The following is a 16,615-nucleotide window of genomic DNA, read 5'->3' as shown; positions in this document are numbered from 1 at the left end:
CTGTGGAACTGTCTGCCAAAAGTGAGTATGCACTCCTTGCCTTACTAGAAATGTTGGCGGCTTACGATCAAGGAGAGCCATTACAAATCCGCCAAATTGCTGCCCTGCACATGATTCCCGATCGCTATCTTGAACAACTGATGGCCACCCTACGGCGTAAAGGATTAGTTCGTAGCCAACGCGGGGCAAGGGGGGGYTATTTACTGGCTAAACCGCCATGGCAAATCTCAATTTTAGAGGTACTCAACTGTATTGAGGGGATTGATTCTAAACTGGCGGAAAAGCGTCCAGACAAGGATGATCTTGCCCGTAACCTCATCCGTTCGGTGTGGCTAGAGGCCTGCAATGCTGCCAATGCCATTCTGGCAACGCACACCCTCCAAGACCTGTGCGATCGCCGCCGTGCCTATCAACACGTTGATGTCATGTACTACATCTAAGTTTAGGAGCACTTAAGGATGAACATTGCCCCCAATATTACTGCATTGATTGGCCGCACTCCTTTAGTGCGCTTAAATCGGATTCCTGCGGCGGAAGGTTGTGTGGCACAGATTGTGGTCAAACTGGAAAGCATGAACCCTGCAGCTTCCGTGAAGGATCGCATTGGCTTGAGTATGATTGCCGAGGCAGAGGCAGCGGGGTTAATTACTGCCGGTAAAACCGTTTTAGTGGAGCCAACCTCTGGTAATACTGGAATTGCCTTGGCCATGGTGGCTGCCGCCAAGGGCTATCGCTTAATTTTAACCATGCCGGAAACCATGAGTGCTGAGCGCCGTGCAATGCTACGAGCCTACGGTGCAGAGCTAGATCTCACCCCCGGTACAGAAGGGATGAGTGGCGCGATTCGCCGTGCCGAGGAAATTGTTGCCTCCCTTGAGGATGCCTTTATGCTGCAGCAATTCAAAAATCCTGCCAATCCCAAAATTCACCGCGAAACGACTGCCTTAGAAATTTGGGAAGACACTGACGGGCAGGTCGATATTCTCATTAGTGGGGTAGGGACAGGCGGCACCATTACCGGGGTTGCGGAGGTGATTAAGGCAAAGAAGCCGAGTTTTCAGGCGATCGCCGTTGAACCCAGCAATAGTCCGGTACTCTCAGGCGGTAAACCTGGCCCCCATAAAATTCAAGGCATTGGTGCCGGCTTTATTCCCCCTGTCCTCAAACTTGAGCTTATTGATGAGGTCATCACCGTCTCTGATGATCAGGCCATTCATTTTGGTCGTCGCCTTGCCCGCGAAGAGGGGCTGCTCTCAGGAATTTCTAGCGGTGCGGCGTTGTGTGCAGCCATCCACGTGGGCAAACGCCCAGAAAACGAGGGCAAGCTGATTGTGATGGTGCAACCCAGCTTTGGGGAGCGCTACCTGACCACACCGCTGTTCCAAGAAGCCTTGCCACTCACGCCGAGCTATTTGCAGAATTAGGCCAAATTTAGTCCAGCGTTTTTGCTGAGTACCTAAAAAGCCTCTTGGGATGAGCGTTTGAAAATTTTGCTCTATTGCGGGCCCAGCAAACATTCTCGCGACTCATCTCCAGCGCTAGGGGTAGGCAGTCATATTCAGCCGGGACGTGGTTCCTGCTTGGGGGCACGTGACGTAGGGGCTAGGTCTGCCGCCAATTCGCCACACCGAAATATAGCGATTATTGCGGACAAACTGGATACTAACCTCACCGATACAGCCAAAATTACCCCCCTCATCGCGATCGCTAAACCATCCCCTCACCAAACTGTTGCTCACATTGGTTACAGTAATGACACCGTTATGGCGACGGCCATTAACCTGTGTGGTGTACTCAATCACATCCCCAGGGACGTGGGAAAATTGGTAGCCATAGATCCGGGTTAGGCCACTATCTGAAACTAGGGTCTCGGCAGCCGCAGGTAACGCAGCAGCCATGGTTAGCAGTAACCCTCCGAAAACACTCCATCGGTATTGCATAGGCATAACTCCTCCATCAACCACGATTGATGAATCTTGACGAATCTGGAGATCCTTGAATTCCTTATTTTCTATTGTCGATTTTTAGATTGAGTGTGTGCCTGAAACGTGAAGGAATTGGCTGAAAAATTTTGGATTTCTTATCCATATGAGTGCTCAGACTGAGGTTGGCTCCTCAGCCACAGGGCGTTCAAATACCTGCTTAGCCACTTGGGCGCATTGATAGACGTAGGCCGCATCAATAGAACAGGCGTAGTTCCTCATCTCTGAGGTTGATAGCTGCATTATCGCCTTGGCTAGGCAACGGTTGTTGACCATGCCTTTAACGTTAAGATTTTCGACACAAATGAGTTGGTTTTCGTCAACTGTCCTACGCGATAGCTTGTGCAGAAAATCTGCCCAACAACGCGCAATCTTGCGGTCATATGCTAAAGCGATTTGTCCATTCTAAGCCCCTGAGAGAACAAGCACTTATTCTTGCATAAGATAAATAGACTTATAAATAGACTAAAAATAAGTCTTAAAATCCAATATAAGATATTCTTCTCACGGAGTGGTTGTAGGTTAAAAGCTAAACCTATTAGGAAGAAGAGGCGCAACACAGGGATACGCCTAGCAGAACAATTATGGCCTGCTCCCTGAAGGGTAGAAATGCCTAGGGAGCCGTTAGTGCCATAGAGAACAACTGCGATAAAATAAGGGCTGACCTGGTTTGTAGGACATCAGCCAATGGATATTATTAGCTTGGGTTGGATAGGCATTCTCAGCGTTTTTACCCTCTCCATTGCCTTTGTGGTTTGGGGTCGCCACGGCATGTAGCCCATCAGAGTCCGGGAGTATGGATCTTTCAGTCTCTCTAGCAGATGTTTTTGTTCTGATTGCGTTGCTCTTGCTCATCGTCGTCAGTGGCGGTATTGGCTATCTCACCTATGCTGAATGGCGCGATCGCCGCCGCTACCGCGCAGAGCAGCAGGAACAACGGCGGGGGCGCAAGCGTTAATGGTCGCTCCCTTACAGGTGTTGGGCGATCGCCTTCTAAGTGCCCTCCAAAAGGTTGTGGATCTGCCCCACTACCCACAGCCCCTAGTGGTACCCGCCACTCAAGCCAAGTTTGGGGACTATCAATCAAATGTGTGCCTCACCTTAGCCAAACAGGTAGGACAGTCCCCCCGAGACCTTGCGGCGGCAGTTGTGGCGGCTCTAGACATTAATGATCTGTGTGAACCCGTTGAAATTGCAGGCGCTGGTTTTCTTAACTTTCGCCTCAAGCCTGAATTTTTAGCCCAAGCGCTCCAAGCTGCCTTGGGGAGCGATCGCCTTGGCWTTGCCCGAACTCAGCACCCCCGCCGGGTCGTGGTGGATTTTTCCAGCCCCAACATTGCCAAAGAAATGCACGTTGGGCATTTACGCTCAACCATCATTGGGGATTGTATTGCGCGTATCCTTGAGTTTCAGGGGCACGATGTTCTGCGGCTGAACCACGTTGGTGACTGGGGCACTCAATTTGGGATGCTCATTGCCTACCTAGATGAGGTGTATCCCGATGCCCTGACCAAGGCCGATGCCTTGGATTTAGGAGACTTAGTCACCTTCTATAAACAGGCCAAGCAGCGCTTTGACACCGATCCTGAATTTCAGCAAAACGCCCGGCAGCAGGTCGTTGCCCTCCAACAAGGAGACGAACACAGTCGCCGCGCTTGGCAACTCCTGTGCAATCAATCGCGACGGGAATTTCAGAAAATCTATGACCTCCTCGATATTGACATTACAGAGCGAGGGGAGTCCTTTTACAATCCCTACTTGCCTGCTGTTATTGAAGACTTAGCCGCCCAAGGACTCTTAGTCGAAGACCAAGGGGCAAAAGTCGTCTTCCTCGAAGGCTTTACCAACAAAGAAGGGCAGCCCCAGCCGCTAATTATTCAAAAATCCGATGGCGGCTACAACTATGCCACCACCGACCTTGCTGCCCTACGTTACCGCATTCAGCAGGATCAAGCAGACTGGCTTATTTACGTTACCGATGTTGGCCAAAGCAACCATTTTGCGCAGTTCTTTCAGGTGGCTGAGCGGGCAGGTTGGGTTCCCCCTAACGTTACCCTAACCCATGTTCCCTTTGGGCTTGTGCTAGGGGAAGACGGTAAACGCCTCAAGACCCGCTCCGGAGAGACCATTCGCCTGATTGATTTACTCACAGAGGCGATCGCCCGCAGTCGCAGCGACCTAGAGCAACGCCTTGCCACAGAAGAGCGTCAAGAGTCCCCAGAGTTCATTAACACCGTCGCTAAGGTTATTGGCATTGGTGCAGTCAAATACGCAGACCTGAGCCAAAACCGCAATAGCAACTATGTGTTTAGCTACGATAAGATGCTGTCGCTGCAAGGGAATACTGCCCCCTATCTAATCTATGCCTACGTCCGGGTTCAAGGGCTAACTCGGCGCGGCAACATTGACTGGGGTCTGCTCTCTGAGAATGTCCCAATCCATATTGAAGAGGATAGTGAACAGGCACTGGCAAAACACTTGGTGCAATTCGAGGAAACCCTAGATCTGGTTATGGCAGAATTATTGCCCAATCGATTGTGTCAATATTTATTTGAACTGAGCCAGCGTTTTAACCAGTTCTACGATCGCTGTCCTATTTTGACGGCTCCTGAACCCCTCAAGCAGTCCCGCCTTGCCCTCGCCTATCTAACCGCAAGTACCCTCAAGCTAGGCCTCTCGTTGTTGGGTATTCGTGTCTTAGATCGAATTTAGCCCGATGTTACAAGGGTCGGTTTACTTGAGTAGAGTTTGTTGGCAACTTTGGCACAGCCCAAAGAATTCAAGGGTATGGTAAAAAATCTCAAAGTTGTGCGATTGGCGCAGTTCGGCTTCAAGGTGCTGAACCGGACAACTATCAATCGTCACCGATACGCCACAGTGCAGACAAGTAAGATAGTGTTGATCCTGCTGTACTAAGTTATAAACTAACTCTCCCGTAGCTAAGGGGCGCGCTTGCACCACACCATTGACCTTTAAGGCATCTAGAGTACGATAAACCGTTGCTAGCCCAAGGGGAGTTTGTCGTTGGCGGAGTTCAAGATAAAGTTCCTGAGCCGAGAGCGATCGCCCACTGGCTTTGAGTGCTTCAAGGACAATAGATTGACTACGAGTACGGCGCGGCGGCATAACATTGATGAAACCTCACCTTCGATTGTAGGGGAAAGTGACATCCCCACTAGGGGGATTGGCCACTCCTGTAGCGTAGGCACCCTCTTGCCTACCCCAGACCTAACGGTATCAGCACCTACCTCACTGCAGGGCTACTAAAAGCTCCCTGCTTTAGCTGGGAGTAGTTTACGTCTCATATCTTGAGCTGCGGGAGCGCACCAGCAATAGGCTACTTGGAGGCTTCCTTAACAGCGCGGCGAAACCCTAGGGCAACTAAGATATTTGCAACGGTCAAGAAAGCCTCTGCTCCCCCGTGTAGGGTGTCCACATTGGCCAAGGAGGTGCCGTAGGCGTGCTGGGCATAGAGGCCTGCGGGAATGGTGACTGCCACAAACACCAAGGTGCTATAAAAGCCAATTAAGGCCAAGCGGGGGGTTCTGGGGTTACGGGTGAGGAAAAACAAAAACCCCAGATAGGGCAACAACGAGAGAGCAAAGAAGCTATTGGTCAGCATTAGCGCCGTGCCAGTTTTTTACTCATCTTCCGCAGGCGAATCGATTGGGGGGTGACCTCCACCAGTTCGTCGGCACCAATGTACTCAAGGGCACGCTCAAGGCTCATGTCCACCGGAGATTGCAGTTGTACCAGTTCATCACCGGTGGAGGAACGGAAGTTGGTGAGTTGTTTGGCTTTACAGACGTTAATTTCTAGGTCTTGGGGGCGGTTGTGCTCACCTACAATCATCCCTTTGTACACTTTGGTACCTGGGGTAATGAAAAAGACCCCGCGATCTTCTGCATTTTTGAGGGCATAGAAGGTAGCGGTGCCTTCTTCAAAGGCAATTAAGACCCCATTGCGGCGGGCGCTAATCTCACCAGCAAGAGGGCGGTAGTCTAAAAAGCTATGGTTCATGATCCCTTCGCCACGGGTGAGGCGCATGAATTCACCGCGGAAGCCCACTAGCCCGCGGGCTGGAATGATAAATTCCAGTTGAGTGCGGCCATTGCCCCCCACTTGCATATCCTGCATTTCACCCCGCCGTTGGCCAAGCCGCTCAATACAACCGCCGACGGCTTCGTCAGGGACATCCAGCACAAGGCATTCGTAGGGTTCGCAGGGCTGACCATTTACTTCCCGGTAGATGACTTGGGGCTGGGAGACTTGGAACTCGTAGCCTTCACGGCGCATGGTTTCAATTAAAATACCTAGGTGCAATTCGCCGCGACCAGAGACGGCAAAGCGGTCTGGAGAGTCGGTCTCTTCGACCCGTAGTGCCACGTTGGTTTCTAGTTCCCGATAGAGGCGATCGCGCAGTTGGCGGGAGGTAACAAAGGTGCCTTCCTGACCGGCAAAGGGGGAGTCATTAACCGCAAAGGTCATTTGTAGGGTCGGTTCATCGACTTTGATGAGGGGCAATGCCTGCGGCTCGTTGGGGCAGGTAATTGTTTCGCCAATATTGGCATCACTAAAGCCGGCGATCGCCACGATGTTACCCGCACTGGCGGAGGTCAATTCCACTCGCGTTAAGCCTTCAAACCCGAGGAGCTTGGTGACTTTGGCCTTGACAATTTGACCATTATCCTTAACTAAGGCGGCCTGCTGCCCCACCTGCACCGTACCGTTATGGATTTTGCCAATGACAATTCGCCCTAAGTACTCAGAGTAGTCAAGGGTGGTGACCTGAAGTTGTAGGGGGGCATCGGGATTTCCCACTGGGGGTGGAATATGGCGGACGATCGCCTCGAAAAGGGGCTGCATATCGTTGCCGTCCTCGTCGAGATCAGTTTTGGCGTAGCCCGCTAGCCCCGATGCAAAGAGGTAGGGAAACTCGCACTGATCGTCGTCGGCACCCAGTTCAATAAATAAATCCAGTACTTTATCGATGGCTTTATAGGGGTCGGCTTGGGGGCGATCGATTTTGTTGACCACCACAATAGGGCGCAACCCCTTTTCCAAGGCTTTTTTGAGCACAAAGCGGGTTTGGGGCATCGGCCCTTCATTGGCATCCACAATCAGCAGACAGCCTTCCACCATCCCCAGTACCCGCTCCACTTCACCGCCAAAGTCGGCGTGCCCGGGAGTATCGACGATATTGATGGTTAACTCCTTGTAGCGCACAGCGGTATTTTTCGCCAAAATGGTGATACCGCGTTCCCGCTCAAGATCGTTGGAATCCATGACGCAATCGGGAATATCCTCGCCCTCACGAAACGTACCGGACTGCCGTAGGAGGGCATCGACCAAGGTGGTTTTGCCATGGTCAACGTGGGCAATAATGGCAACATTGCGAATGGGCAGACTCATAGACTATTCCCGCAGATTTTGTAATACAACGTCGAGGAGTGTGACAAACCGTTACAATCTTAGCTCAATCTGGTAATAGGCAGCGGGATACCTAATTGGTGGAGGGGCAAAGCAAACCCCGTGGTCACCAGATAGACCTCCGTCATCAGCGGGCGCAACTGCTGGCACAACTCACCGAGGCGGTCTCGAAAGTGGCGACCGCTGGCATAGGGGGGCACAACGCCCCAACCGGTTTCCTCAGCCACAAGAATTAAGGTGGCTTGGCAGGCAGCAACCGCCGCCAATAAGTGTTGCACCGTGGCTTGCCATTGGGTCTCCTGTTGCTCCAGTGTATTGGCCACCCATGTGCCCAGAGAATCCACTAGACCACAGTGATCAGGGGGGAGTTGCTGCACACTATTGACCAAGGTCACCGGGCATTCCCAAAGCTGCCAGTGGGGAGGGCGACGGGCTTGGTGTTGGGCAATCCGTGCGCACCATTCTGGATCGCCACTGGCGGCGATCGCCGTCGCAATATAAATCACAGGGGCACCAGACTCCGCCGCAAGGAACTCTGCCCATGCACTTTTACCGGAGCGGCTTGGTCCACTAACAAGGATATGGCCGGCCATGGTTACCGCAGTCGCCGTGGATCTAAGCGCTCCCCCAAGCCTTCCCCAAGCAGCGATAGCCCCACCACAAGGGTGGTCATGGCTAGCCCTGGAAAGAGGGTCGTCCACCAAACTCCCACCGACAGGCCATCCAAGGCTTGGCGCAGATCCTGTCCCCACTCTGGCACCTCCGGCGGCAACCCTAAGCCTAAAAACCCTAATCCAGCTAGGGTTAAGATCGCATCTGCGGCATTCAGGGTAAAAAGCACCGGAATACTTGGCAAGACATTGATCAACAAGTACCGTCGCAAAATTCGTGGTGTAGAGGCTCCCATCGCGCGCGCTGCTTCAATAAACACTTCATTTTTGAGGCTGACGGTGTGGTTACGCACCACCCGATAGTACTGGGGAATATAAGCAACACTCAGAGCAACCGCGGCATTCACCACCCCCTTGCCAACCACAAAGGCAACGGTAACCGCCAATAGCAATCCGGGTAAGGTATAGACTGTATCCATGAAAAAGAGCAAGGCGCGATCCAACCAACCGCCGCAATAGCCACTGAGCAATCCGAGGGGCACACCAAGGATCAGACTAAAGAGTGTGGCTACCACCACGACCTGTAAGGCGGCTTGAGTGCCAAAGAGGGTGCGGGAAAAGACATCATAGCCTTGGCGATTGGTGCCAAACCAGTGCTGCGCGGACGGGGGCGCATGAATCGGAAAGTCCAGAAAGTCTTGGGGGTTGGGGATCCAGCCCAAGGCTTGCCCTAAAGGCGCAGTAAAGGCAACGAACACAAAGATGCCACAAATCAAGCCGCCGATCCACAGTAGTTGATCCGATAGTTGGGTGGGGAACCAAGGGCGGCGTATCGGCACAAGGGTCATGGTACTATCCCAACACACTCGCAAGTAGGGCTTTTTGGGCATGGAGGCGGTTTTCCGCTTGCTCCCACACCCGCGACTGGGGGCCTTCCAAGACACTGGCGGTAATTTYTTCTTCCCGATGAGCCGGCAGACAATGAAGGACGATCGCCTGGGAATCTGCTACCGCTAGTAGCTGATCGTTGATCTGGTAGGGCTGAAAGATGGGTTGGCGAGCGATCGCTTCTGCTTCCTGACCCATACTGGCCCAGACATCGGTATAAAGCGCATGGGCACCCTTAGCTGCACTGTAGGGATCTGTGGTAACGGTGACTTCCGTTGCACCGCGACTCAATGAGCGCGCCTGCTCAACAATGTCTGGGAGTGGCTGAAATTCAGCAGGGGAAGCAACCCGTACATTCACCCCCATCAACGCACAACCTAGCAACAGCGAATGTGCCACATTATTGCCATCACCAATGTAGCAAAGGGTTAAGCCCCCTAAGCCGCCAAAGGATTCCTGTAGGGTGAGTAAATCCGCCAACACTTGGCACGGATGCTCCCGATCAGTAAGGGCATTAATGACAGGGATGCGGGCATAGTCAGCAAACAATTGTAATTCAGCTTGACCGTAGGTGCGAATGGCCAAGGCATCGAGGTAGCGATCCAACACCCGCGCCGTGTCAGCGAGCGGCTCACCGCGCCCGACTTGGGTAGATTGGGGGTTAAGATCAATCACTTGCCCTCCCAGTTGGTACATCGCCACCGTAAAGCTAACGCGCGTCCGCGTTGAGGCCTTTTGAAACAGTAACCCCAACACTGCCGGACAATGCGGGGCAACCTCACCAATCTTCATCTGTGCCGCCAACGCTAGCACATACTGCGCTTCCTCTTGGGACAGGTCAGCAATGCTGAGTAGGTCTCGCCCCCGCAATGATTCCATAGCTGTTTCCACCAGTTAAGATAGTCAAGTAGCTTGTAGCTTAGCGGATTCCCCACCGTTTTCGTCCAGTTCTTTGCGATCCAGAATTTACCAAACTTTACGGGAAGACCCCATACGCAGTGCAACGGAGTATGGGGATGAGAGCAACGCCAATTTGTTGACAAACGCCCCATCAATTATGGATCTGTTGCGCCAGCGTGACTTTAAGGCTCCATACTTTTGGGGGTGTTGCTGAATGCGGCTATGAATTCCCTCATCCCCAACCCGTCTCCTTGGGGAAAAGGGAGCTAAGAGTCCTATTCCCTCTCCGTTGGGAGAGGGCTAGGGTGAGGGCGGCAAAAGACTCACATCGGGTAGGGCTGGAAGCCCCGTACTTCAGTGCGGGGAGGAAAGCTCCTTTAGCAACTTCAGTTGTTTTAGGTTATAATTGTACTGCGGACACCAGAAACGGTTGTTCAAGGCACTGGTAACGGTCGATTGGGGGTGTTGTAAACCACCCCAGAGGCTCGCGGTTGGCTTGCTAACTGCAGGGCTACTAAAAACTCCCTGCTTTAGCTGGGAGTAGTTTACACCCGAAAGTCATACTTAATACTCAGCAACGCGCTTTTGGTCAGGCTTTACTCTCATTGGCGCACCTTGGTAACAACTTCGGTAAACCCTTAGAAAAAAACACGGTGCTGTAAACAGGGCATCTGTTGCCGCACTTGCTCTAAACGGCTCGGTTCAATGGCTGCAACGGCCACTCCCGGGCGATCGCCAGCATCCGCTAGAATCGTGCCCCATGGATCCACAATGAGCGCATGGCCATGGGTTTGCCGCCGCGCATAGTGAATTCCGGTTTGTGCTGGTGCAATGACATAGCAGGTGTTCTMAATGGCTCGTGCCTGTAACAGTACCTGCCAGTGATCCTTCCCCGTAAACGCTGTAAATGCTGCTGGGACAAAGAGAATGGTTGCCCCTGCTTGAGACAAGGCGCGATACAACTCTGGAAACCGCACGTCATAGCAAACCGATAGGCCGATATTGCCCAGTTCTTTGCTGGGATAGACGGGAGGTAACTGATGTCCTGCTAGAACAGTGCCCGACTCATGGTAGATATTGCCATCCGGTAAATCAACATCAAACAGGTGAACTTTGTGGTAACGCGCTAACTCCTCACCATTGCGACCCACTAACACCGCTGTGTTATACACTTTGCCATTGTCGGCAGGCACCGGAAAGCCACCACCCAACAGCATAATTTGAAAGCGTTGTGCCATACGCTTGAGAAACGCTTCGCTGCGCTCGGCAATAGTAGCCGCTTGGGCCACTTTTTCAGCATCATCGCCAAGAAAAGAGAAATTTTCTGGTAAGCCCACAAGTTCTGCACCGCGCCGTACCGCAAGCTCAATCAGCTCTTCTGCCTGAGCGAGGTTCGCGCTTAGATTGGGCTGGCTGGTCATTTGAATGGCGGCAGCAAGATACGGCTTCATTCCCTAATTATTAAAAAAATAGTAGCCTCTCATTGTATAGGCTGAAACAAGCCCAGAGCAAGCCTCAATCCGTTCTATCAAGACTTTTTTAAGATTACGCACCCTTGTTTGGAGCTACAATATAGAGCTTGGGATAGTCACATTGCCCCATGGAGAGATGGCAGAGTGGTCGAATGCGCTCGACTTGAAATCGAGTGTGGCAGTGATGTCACCGAGGGTTCGAATCCCTCTCTCTCCGTTACCTCAGCGTAGCTGCTGACACAATTGTTATGGCTAAAAAACCAGAGACTGAGTTGGCCAATTAAGCTAAAGATGGTTTCTAGTGTCGGAGGCACAGGCAATGAAGGTGGCGGTGTTTAGTGCCAAGTCCTACGATCGCCAATTTTTGGACGCAGCCAATGTAGCTCAACATCAACCCCACAGCTTTAGCTACTACGATGTCCTCTTAACTCCGCAAACGGCTTCACTGGCTCAAGGCAACGAGGCCGTCTGTGTATTTGTCAATGACGATGTTGGTGCGGCAACACTGCAACAACTGGCGGCCTTGGGGGTACGGCTAGTGACCTTGCGCTGCAATGGGTTTAATAATGTGGACTTGCGAGCAGCAGCAGACTTGGGGATTACTGTTACCCGGGTGAGTAACTATTCTCCCTATTCGGTGGCAGAGCATACGGTCGGGCTAATCTTAATGCTTAACCGTAAGCTGCACCGAGCCTACAACCGCGTTCGAGATGACAATTTTGCCTTGGATGGTCTGATGGGGTTTGATCTCCACGGCTGTACGGTGGGCATTATTGGCACGGGTAAAATTGGTCGCGTTGTAGGGCAGATCATGGCTGGTTTTGGGTGTCGCCTCTACTGTTACGATCCTTACCCCAACGAAGCGTTGGCCGCGATCGCCACCTATACCTCCCTTGATACCTTACTCAGCGAAGCGGATATTATTACCCTACATTGTCCCCTGACTGACACCAACCAGCACCTGATCAACCACGACACCATTGCCCAGATGAAGCGCGGTGTCATGTTAATTAATACCAGTCGGGGCAAACTGGTGGACACCAAAGCTGTCATTGAAGGCATCAAATCGGGGCAGATTGGCTACGTTGGCATTGATGTTTACGAAGAAGAAGACTCCCTCTTTTTCCAAGATCTATCGGACACCATCATTCAAGACGACACGTTTCAACTATTGCAGTCCTTCCCTAACGTGGTGATTACGGCACACCAAGCCTTTTTTACCCGCAATGCTCTTGAGGATATTGCTGCCACAACCCTTGAAAATCTGAGTCATTTTGAGCAGCGGTTGCCCCTGATCCACGAGGTAACGTACAACCCAGACTTATGATGAACTCAAGACGCTGTCCCATGCCTTGACTGAGTACCCTATCATGCTGGTTCACTGTACCCGTCCCCATTGTCCCCGTCCACAAAATAATGTGCCTGAATTAGATCAGCCCAGCCAGCGACGCAGCAGAATTAATCAAAAATTTTGCACGGCCTGTGGGATGCCCTTGATTTTACGGGGACGCTACGTTGCGGAGCGGGTGCTCGGACGTGGTGGCTTTGGGGCGGCTTATCTGGCGCGGGATTTAGATACGCCAGGTTGGCGGCAGTGCGTTATTAAGCAGCTGCTGCCCAATGTGTCTGATCCGCAACAGTTGGTAAAGGCGCAGGAACTCTTTGAGCGCGAGGCCACGGTGCTGGAAGAGTTGGGTCAGCACGCTCAAATTCCAGACTTACTGGCATTTTTTGAAGAAGAGGTGCCCAAGCACGATGGGTCAGGGGTTGAGCAATATTTTTACCTTGTTCAAGAGTTTATTGATGGCGAAACCCTCGAAGACGAGTTATTGCAGCAGGGACGCTTTAGTGAGGAACAGGTGCGGCAAGTGCTGCGGGAGCTACTACCGGTGTTGCAGTACGTCCACGAGCGTGGCTCGATTCACCGGGATATTAAGCTCTCGAACATTATGCGTCAGCACCCCAGCAAAACAAAGTTCCCCGGTCAAGGGCGTCTTTACCTGTTGGATTTTGGGGCTGTGAAGCAGGTGTCGCAGTCAACCCCTGCTCCCCGCAGCACTGGCATTTATACTCCCCATTACGCTCCGCCGGAACAATCGCGGGGCGAACAGGTTTTCCCCAGTTCGGATCTGTACGCTTTGGCGGTCACCTGCATTGTTTTGCTAACGGGTAAAGCCCCCGATCAACTCTTTGATGCCTATAAAAATTGCTGGAATTGGCAGCCCTTTGCCCAGGTCAGTCCCCAGTTAAAAGCTGTGCTGGATCGGATGCTACAAGCGGCGCCTAGCGATCGCTATGCATCGGCGAAGGAGGTAGAAGCCGCTCTGAGGACGCCCATTCCCCCAACCCCTGCGCCTGCTGCGGCTCCGCCAACCGCGCCAGCTGCCCCTGTGAACCCACCCACCCTGACACCTCGCCCTAAACCCGTCCAGCGGCGATCGCCCCGCCCTCCCTTACCAGCGCTGAAGATTCTGATGGCTGCTGGGTTTACTGGGTTTGAAATCACGGCAATCGGGCTAATGTTCTACAGCATGATGACGGCATGGGGGTTCCCCCTATCGGTGGGTGCAGGATGCATTGGGGCACTGTTTGCCCTGTTGGTGTTTTTGCAGTATCGGCGGATTGTCGAGCATTGGGAGCAGTTAATCATTGGTGGGATTACGGCGGCGGCGGTGTACTTTGTGCCGCTGTTGCAGGGGGGGATAGGGGCATTGCCGGCACTGCTGGTGTGCCTTTTGGTGGGGTTGGTCTGCGTGGTTCTGGGGAATGTGTTTTTACTGGTTTATAGCATTGTTTCGCGGTTTGCTTAGGAGATGATCGTGCAGCTTACGTGGCTAGAGAGCAATACATGGCTATGGCAGTTGGGGCACACTCGTGTCTTAGTGGATCCTTGGTTGGTGGGGCGGCTTACCTTTGGCTCTACGCCATGGCTGTTTGCGGCAGAGCGGACTCTTCCCTGTGAAATGCCTGCGGGAGTTGAGTTGATTGTGCTGTCTCAGGGGTTGCCGGATCACTGCCATGTGCCAACGCTGCGCCAGTGCGATCGCCGGATTCCAGTCATTGGCTCAGCCAGTGCCGCCAAAATTGCCCAAGGATTAGGCTTTGAAACGGTGATTGCCCTTGCGCCCCACGATACCTACTGCTGGCGAGATTTGACCATTCAGGCAACCAAAGGTGCCACGATTGGCCCGCTACAGCAGGAAAACGGCTACCTATTCTACTGGGGCGATCGCACCTTGTATTATGAGCCTCATGGTTGTCACGACCCTTGGTTAAAAAGCTATGGAACGGTTGATGTGGTTATTACGCCCTTGCTGAGTGTACGCCTCCCCCTACTGGGGACTATTCTCAACGGTGGCGAGACTGCCCTTGAGTTAGCCCAATGGCTGCGTCCCCAGCAGATGATCAGCACTGCGGCAAACGGATCGCTAACCCTGCGCGGCATCTTGCCGTCGTTGCTGTCGGTGGCCGGCAGCCTGCAGGATCTGCAACAGCAATTTGAGCGCGCTGGCCTACGCACTCAACTCATTGAACCAGTGGCCTACAGCCCCCTTGAAATCACGTCCCCGGTTGTTGAGGCATAGTTATGCGGCGTTGGCTTCAGCCTTTGATTCTTTTTTGGCAGCAAGTTCTAATTTTTCTACAAGACAATCAACGGTTCCTCCAGTTCCTCAGCCAAATTGAGGGGATAGCCACCCGGGTGCTGGCCATTGGCATGTTGCTGGTCGTCGTTGTTGCCATTGTTGACCTAGGGCGAATTCTAACCATTGACTTGCTCACGCCGCCCTTGGGTCAGTTTAACCTGCAGTTGGTCAAGATTTTCGGATTGTTTCTCAATGTATTGGTTGCCCTAGAAATTCTCGAAAATATTACGGCCTACCTGAAAACCCATGTCTCCTCCCAGATTGTTGAGCTGGTGATTGTAACCTCCCTCATTGCCATCGCCCGGAAAATTATTATTCTGGACATTGACCAGCCAGAAACGGTGGCCAAGCTGCTGGGGTTGGCGATCGCCATTTTGGCGCTCTCCGCAAGTTACTGGATTGTGCGGCGGCTCAACTATCGGCGGCGCCCTTAGGGATAAATTTGTTGCCGGTACGCTTGGGCAACGGCAAGGTTGGCCTCCAACCCCGCCCAGTCTTCCTGCTCAATTTGCTGCAGCAAATGATCAAGGGTAGCACGGTAGTGGATAATGCAGTGGCGTAGGGCGGCACGGTTATACTCGGCCATCATCCGCCCCAACTCAGGGTTGCCCCCCCCAACCCGGCTAGTATCGCGAAAGCCAGAGCTAGCCAGCCGCTGTGAGAGGGTACGGATGGGTTCGTTGACTTCTTGGGCATTGGCCAACAGCAGCGCCGCACTCACCATCACGGGTAAATGGGAGATCCAAGCTACGGCGCGATCGTGATCTGCGGGGGTGGTGTAGAGGAGTTTTGCCCCAAGATCATTAATCACTTGGGCAACGCAATCAATCGCCTCACCATCAGTATGCAGGGTTGGGGTGAGAACGTAGGGAGCATTGGCAAACAACTGTGACTGCGCGGCCTCGATCCCTGCTGCTGCTGTTCCCGCCATGGGATGCCCCCCCACGTAACGAGGCCACAGCTTTTCTAGGGCAGGCACAATACTCTCCTTGACTGACCCCACATCCGTGAGCACCGTATCGTGGCTGAGGTGGGGCACAATCTCTAAGGCAACGCTGAGGATACTACCAATGGGAGGGCACAAAAACACCAGATCAAGGGCGCTGAGGACGGCAGGGTCCGTACTGCCCCAGTCAACAGCACCTTTGGCGATCGCCCGCTCATAGGTCTCAGCCCGCCGACTGACCCCAACAACGTAGTGCCCCTTGGCACGTAAATCTAGACCAAGGGAACCGCCAATTAAACCCAGACCCACAATGCCAATCCGCAGCATAGATCACCCGCTACTGTTGTTGCCCCTACTATCGTGACATTTGTTGCTGTTCTCAGGAACAGCAGCACTTTATTCACGTTTATTCACGGTTGCGGCGCGCTGCCACCATCACCATCCCTATGCAGATAAAGCAAAGAGAGCGAGCATTACCCCGACCGCTTTTTTGGTAATAATAAAAGCACATCAAGGTTACGAGGTTTCCTATGCCAGTGGATACAGTGCTAACCATTTTGCCGGGGATGACGGTGCAAGTCACCAATCCTAACGATACCTACTACCAGTTCCAAGGCATTGTCCAGCGGGTCACCGATGGCAAAGCTGCCGTGCTTTTTGAGGGGGGGAACTGGGATAAGTTAGTGACCTTTCGCTTAGCAGAGTTAACACCTGTGACGGTGCAAAAAGGGAAAAAGTAGCC

Annotated in this window: 19 protein-coding genes and 1 tRNA gene; 11 read left to right on the top strand and 9 right to left on the bottom strand. The window is 52.8% G+C overall.

Annotated elements, in window-relative coordinates:
- The first annotated feature begins 2 nt into the window (after positions 1-2).
- Positions 3-440 carry an RrF2 family transcriptional regulator gene (locus tag L5470_RS04705; RefSeq protein WP_499498473.1) on the top strand — a complete coding sequence of 146 codons (438 nt, stop codon included), beginning with the start codon at positions 3-5 and terminating at the stop codon, positions 438-440.
- Positions 441-458: 18 nt separating this feature from the next.
- Positions 459-1,424 (top strand): cysteine synthase A, encoded by a 966-nt coding sequence (gene cysK / locus L5470_RS04700; protein ID WP_499498471.1) that lies wholly within the window; start codon positions 459-461, stop codon positions 1,422-1,424.
- A 114-nt stretch (positions 1,425-1,538) separates the two neighbouring features.
- Here cysK and L5470_RS04695 read toward each other — a convergent pair whose 3' ends face one another.
- On the bottom strand, positions 1,539-1,898 hold the full coding sequence (locus tag L5470_RS04695) for a hypothetical protein (RefSeq protein WP_499498470.1): 360 nt from the start codon (positions 1,896-1,898) through the stop codon (positions 1,539-1,541).
- Between the two features lie 771 nt (positions 1,899-2,669).
- Here L5470_RS04695 and L5470_RS04690 point away from each other — a divergent pair.
- From L5470_RS04690 to argS, 3 genes are read left to right on the top strand one after another with little or no spacing between them, the layout of a single operon-like run.
- The gene (locus tag L5470_RS04690; protein WP_099798332.1) at positions 2,670-2,759 is read left to right on the top strand and encodes a cytochrome b6-f complex subunit PetN; all 90 of its coding nucleotides are present in this window, start codon (positions 2,670-2,672) and stop codon (positions 2,757-2,759) included.
- A gap of 19 nt (positions 2,760-2,778) precedes the next feature.
- Positions 2,779-2,940 (top strand): hypothetical protein, encoded by a 162-nt coding sequence (locus tag L5470_RS04685; protein WP_099798331.1) that lies wholly within the window; start codon positions 2,779-2,781, stop codon positions 2,938-2,940.
- Complete coding sequence (gene argS, locus L5470_RS04680) at positions 2,940-4,694, top strand: arginine--tRNA ligase (RefSeq protein ID WP_499498469.1); 1,755 nt, start codon at positions 2,940-2,942, stop codon at positions 4,692-4,694. The genes L5470_RS04685 and argS overlap by 1 nt, the downstream gene beginning before the upstream one ends.
- Before the next feature lie 21 nt (positions 4,695-4,715).
- Here the strand turns inward: argS and L5470_RS04675 are convergent, their stop codons facing one another.
- From L5470_RS04675 to L5470_RS04645, 7 genes are all read right to left on the bottom strand, one after another.
- Positions 4,716-5,108 carry a Fur family transcriptional regulator gene (locus L5470_RS04675; RefSeq protein WP_099798330.1) on the bottom strand — a complete coding sequence of 131 codons (393 nt, stop codon included), beginning with the start codon at positions 5,106-5,108 and terminating at the stop codon, positions 4,716-4,718.
- 211 nt (positions 5,109-5,319) lie between these two features.
- On the bottom strand, positions 5,320-5,604 hold the full coding sequence (locus tag L5470_RS04670; RefSeq protein ID WP_099798329.1) for a DUF3593 domain-containing protein: 285 nt from the start codon (positions 5,602-5,604) through the stop codon (positions 5,320-5,322).
- Positions 5,604-7,394 (bottom strand): translational GTPase TypA, encoded by a 1,791-nt coding sequence (gene typA / locus L5470_RS04665; RefSeq protein ID WP_499498466.1) that lies wholly within the window; start codon positions 7,392-7,394, stop codon positions 5,604-5,606. The genes L5470_RS04670 and typA overlap by 1 nt, the downstream gene beginning before the upstream one ends.
- Positions 7,395-7,453: 59 nt before the next feature.
- Positions 7,454-8,005: a bifunctional adenosylcobinamide kinase/adenosylcobinamide-phosphate guanylyltransferase gene (gene cobU / locus L5470_RS04660; protein ID WP_099798327.1), complete on the bottom strand. Its 552-nt coding sequence runs from the start codon at positions 8,003-8,005 to the stop codon at positions 7,454-7,456.
- A gap of 2 nt (positions 8,006-8,007) precedes the next feature.
- On the bottom strand, positions 8,008-8,871 hold the full coding sequence (locus L5470_RS04655; protein ID WP_198406145.1) for an ABC transporter permease: 864 nt from the start codon (positions 8,869-8,871) through the stop codon (positions 8,008-8,010).
- 4 nt (positions 8,872-8,875) lie between these two features.
- The gene (argF, locus tag L5470_RS04650) at positions 8,876-9,790 is read right to left on the bottom strand and encodes an ornithine carbamoyltransferase (RefSeq protein WP_499498463.1); all 915 of its coding nucleotides are present in this window, start codon (positions 9,788-9,790) and stop codon (positions 8,876-8,878) included.
- A gap of 659 nt (positions 9,791-10,449) precedes the next feature.
- Complete coding sequence (locus tag L5470_RS04645) at positions 10,450-11,262, bottom strand: carbon-nitrogen hydrolase family protein (RefSeq protein ID WP_499498461.1); 813 nt, start codon at positions 11,260-11,262, stop codon at positions 10,450-10,452.
- A gap of 151 nt (positions 11,263-11,413) precedes the next feature.
- Here L5470_RS04645 and L5470_RS04640 point away from each other — a divergent pair.
- The 5 genes from L5470_RS04640 to L5470_RS04620 all read left to right on the top strand — a co-directional run bounded on the left by L5470_RS04640 (position 11,414) and on the right by L5470_RS04620 (position 15,361).
- A tRNA-Ser gene (locus tag L5470_RS04640) sits at positions 11,414-11,500 on the top strand.
- A gap of 102 nt (positions 11,501-11,602) precedes the next feature.
- On the top strand, positions 11,603-12,610 hold the full coding sequence (locus L5470_RS04635; RefSeq protein ID WP_499498583.1) for a 2-hydroxyacid dehydrogenase: 1,008 nt from the start codon (positions 11,603-11,605) through the stop codon (positions 12,608-12,610).
- Positions 12,611-12,635: 25 nt separating this feature from the next.
- The gene (locus L5470_RS04630; RefSeq protein ID WP_499498459.1) at positions 12,636-14,093 is read left to right on the top strand and encodes a protein kinase domain-containing protein; all 1,458 of its coding nucleotides are present in this window, start codon (positions 12,636-12,638) and stop codon (positions 14,091-14,093) included.
- Between the two features lie 9 nt (positions 14,094-14,102).
- The gene (locus L5470_RS04625) at positions 14,103-14,867 is read left to right on the top strand and encodes an MBL fold metallo-hydrolase (RefSeq protein WP_499498457.1); all 765 of its coding nucleotides are present in this window, start codon (positions 14,103-14,105) and stop codon (positions 14,865-14,867) included.
- A 2-nt stretch (positions 14,868-14,869) separates the two neighbouring features.
- Positions 14,870-15,361: a phosphate-starvation-inducible PsiE family protein gene (locus tag L5470_RS04620; protein WP_448527589.1), complete on the top strand. Its 492-nt coding sequence runs from the start codon at positions 14,870-14,872 to the stop codon at positions 15,359-15,361.
- Here L5470_RS04620 and L5470_RS04615 read toward each other — a convergent pair.
- Positions 15,358-16,200 carry a prephenate/arogenate dehydrogenase gene (locus tag L5470_RS04615; protein WP_499498455.1) on the bottom strand — a complete coding sequence of 281 codons (843 nt, stop codon included), beginning with the start codon at positions 16,198-16,200 and terminating at the stop codon, positions 15,358-15,360. The genes L5470_RS04620 and L5470_RS04615 overlap by 4 nt on opposite strands.
- Before the next feature lie 203 nt (positions 16,201-16,403).
- Here L5470_RS04615 and L5470_RS04610 point away from each other — a divergent pair, with 203 nt between their 5' ends.
- Positions 16,404-16,613 (top strand): NAD(P)H dehydrogenase subunit NdhS, encoded by a 210-nt coding sequence (locus L5470_RS04610; RefSeq protein WP_099798318.1) that lies wholly within the window; start codon positions 16,404-16,406, stop codon positions 16,611-16,613.
- Positions 16,614-16,615: the final 2 nt, after the last annotated feature.

The sequence above is a fragment of the Synechococcus sp. PCC 6717 genome, from assembly GCF_022698185.1.
GTDB classification, from domain to species: domain Bacteria; phylum Cyanobacteriota; class Cyanobacteriia; order Thermosynechococcales; family Thermosynechococcaceae; genus Thermosynechococcus; species Thermosynechococcus lividus.
The sequence above is the reverse complement of the archived record's forward strand: the minus strand, read 5'-3'. Positions and strand labels throughout refer to the sequence as shown.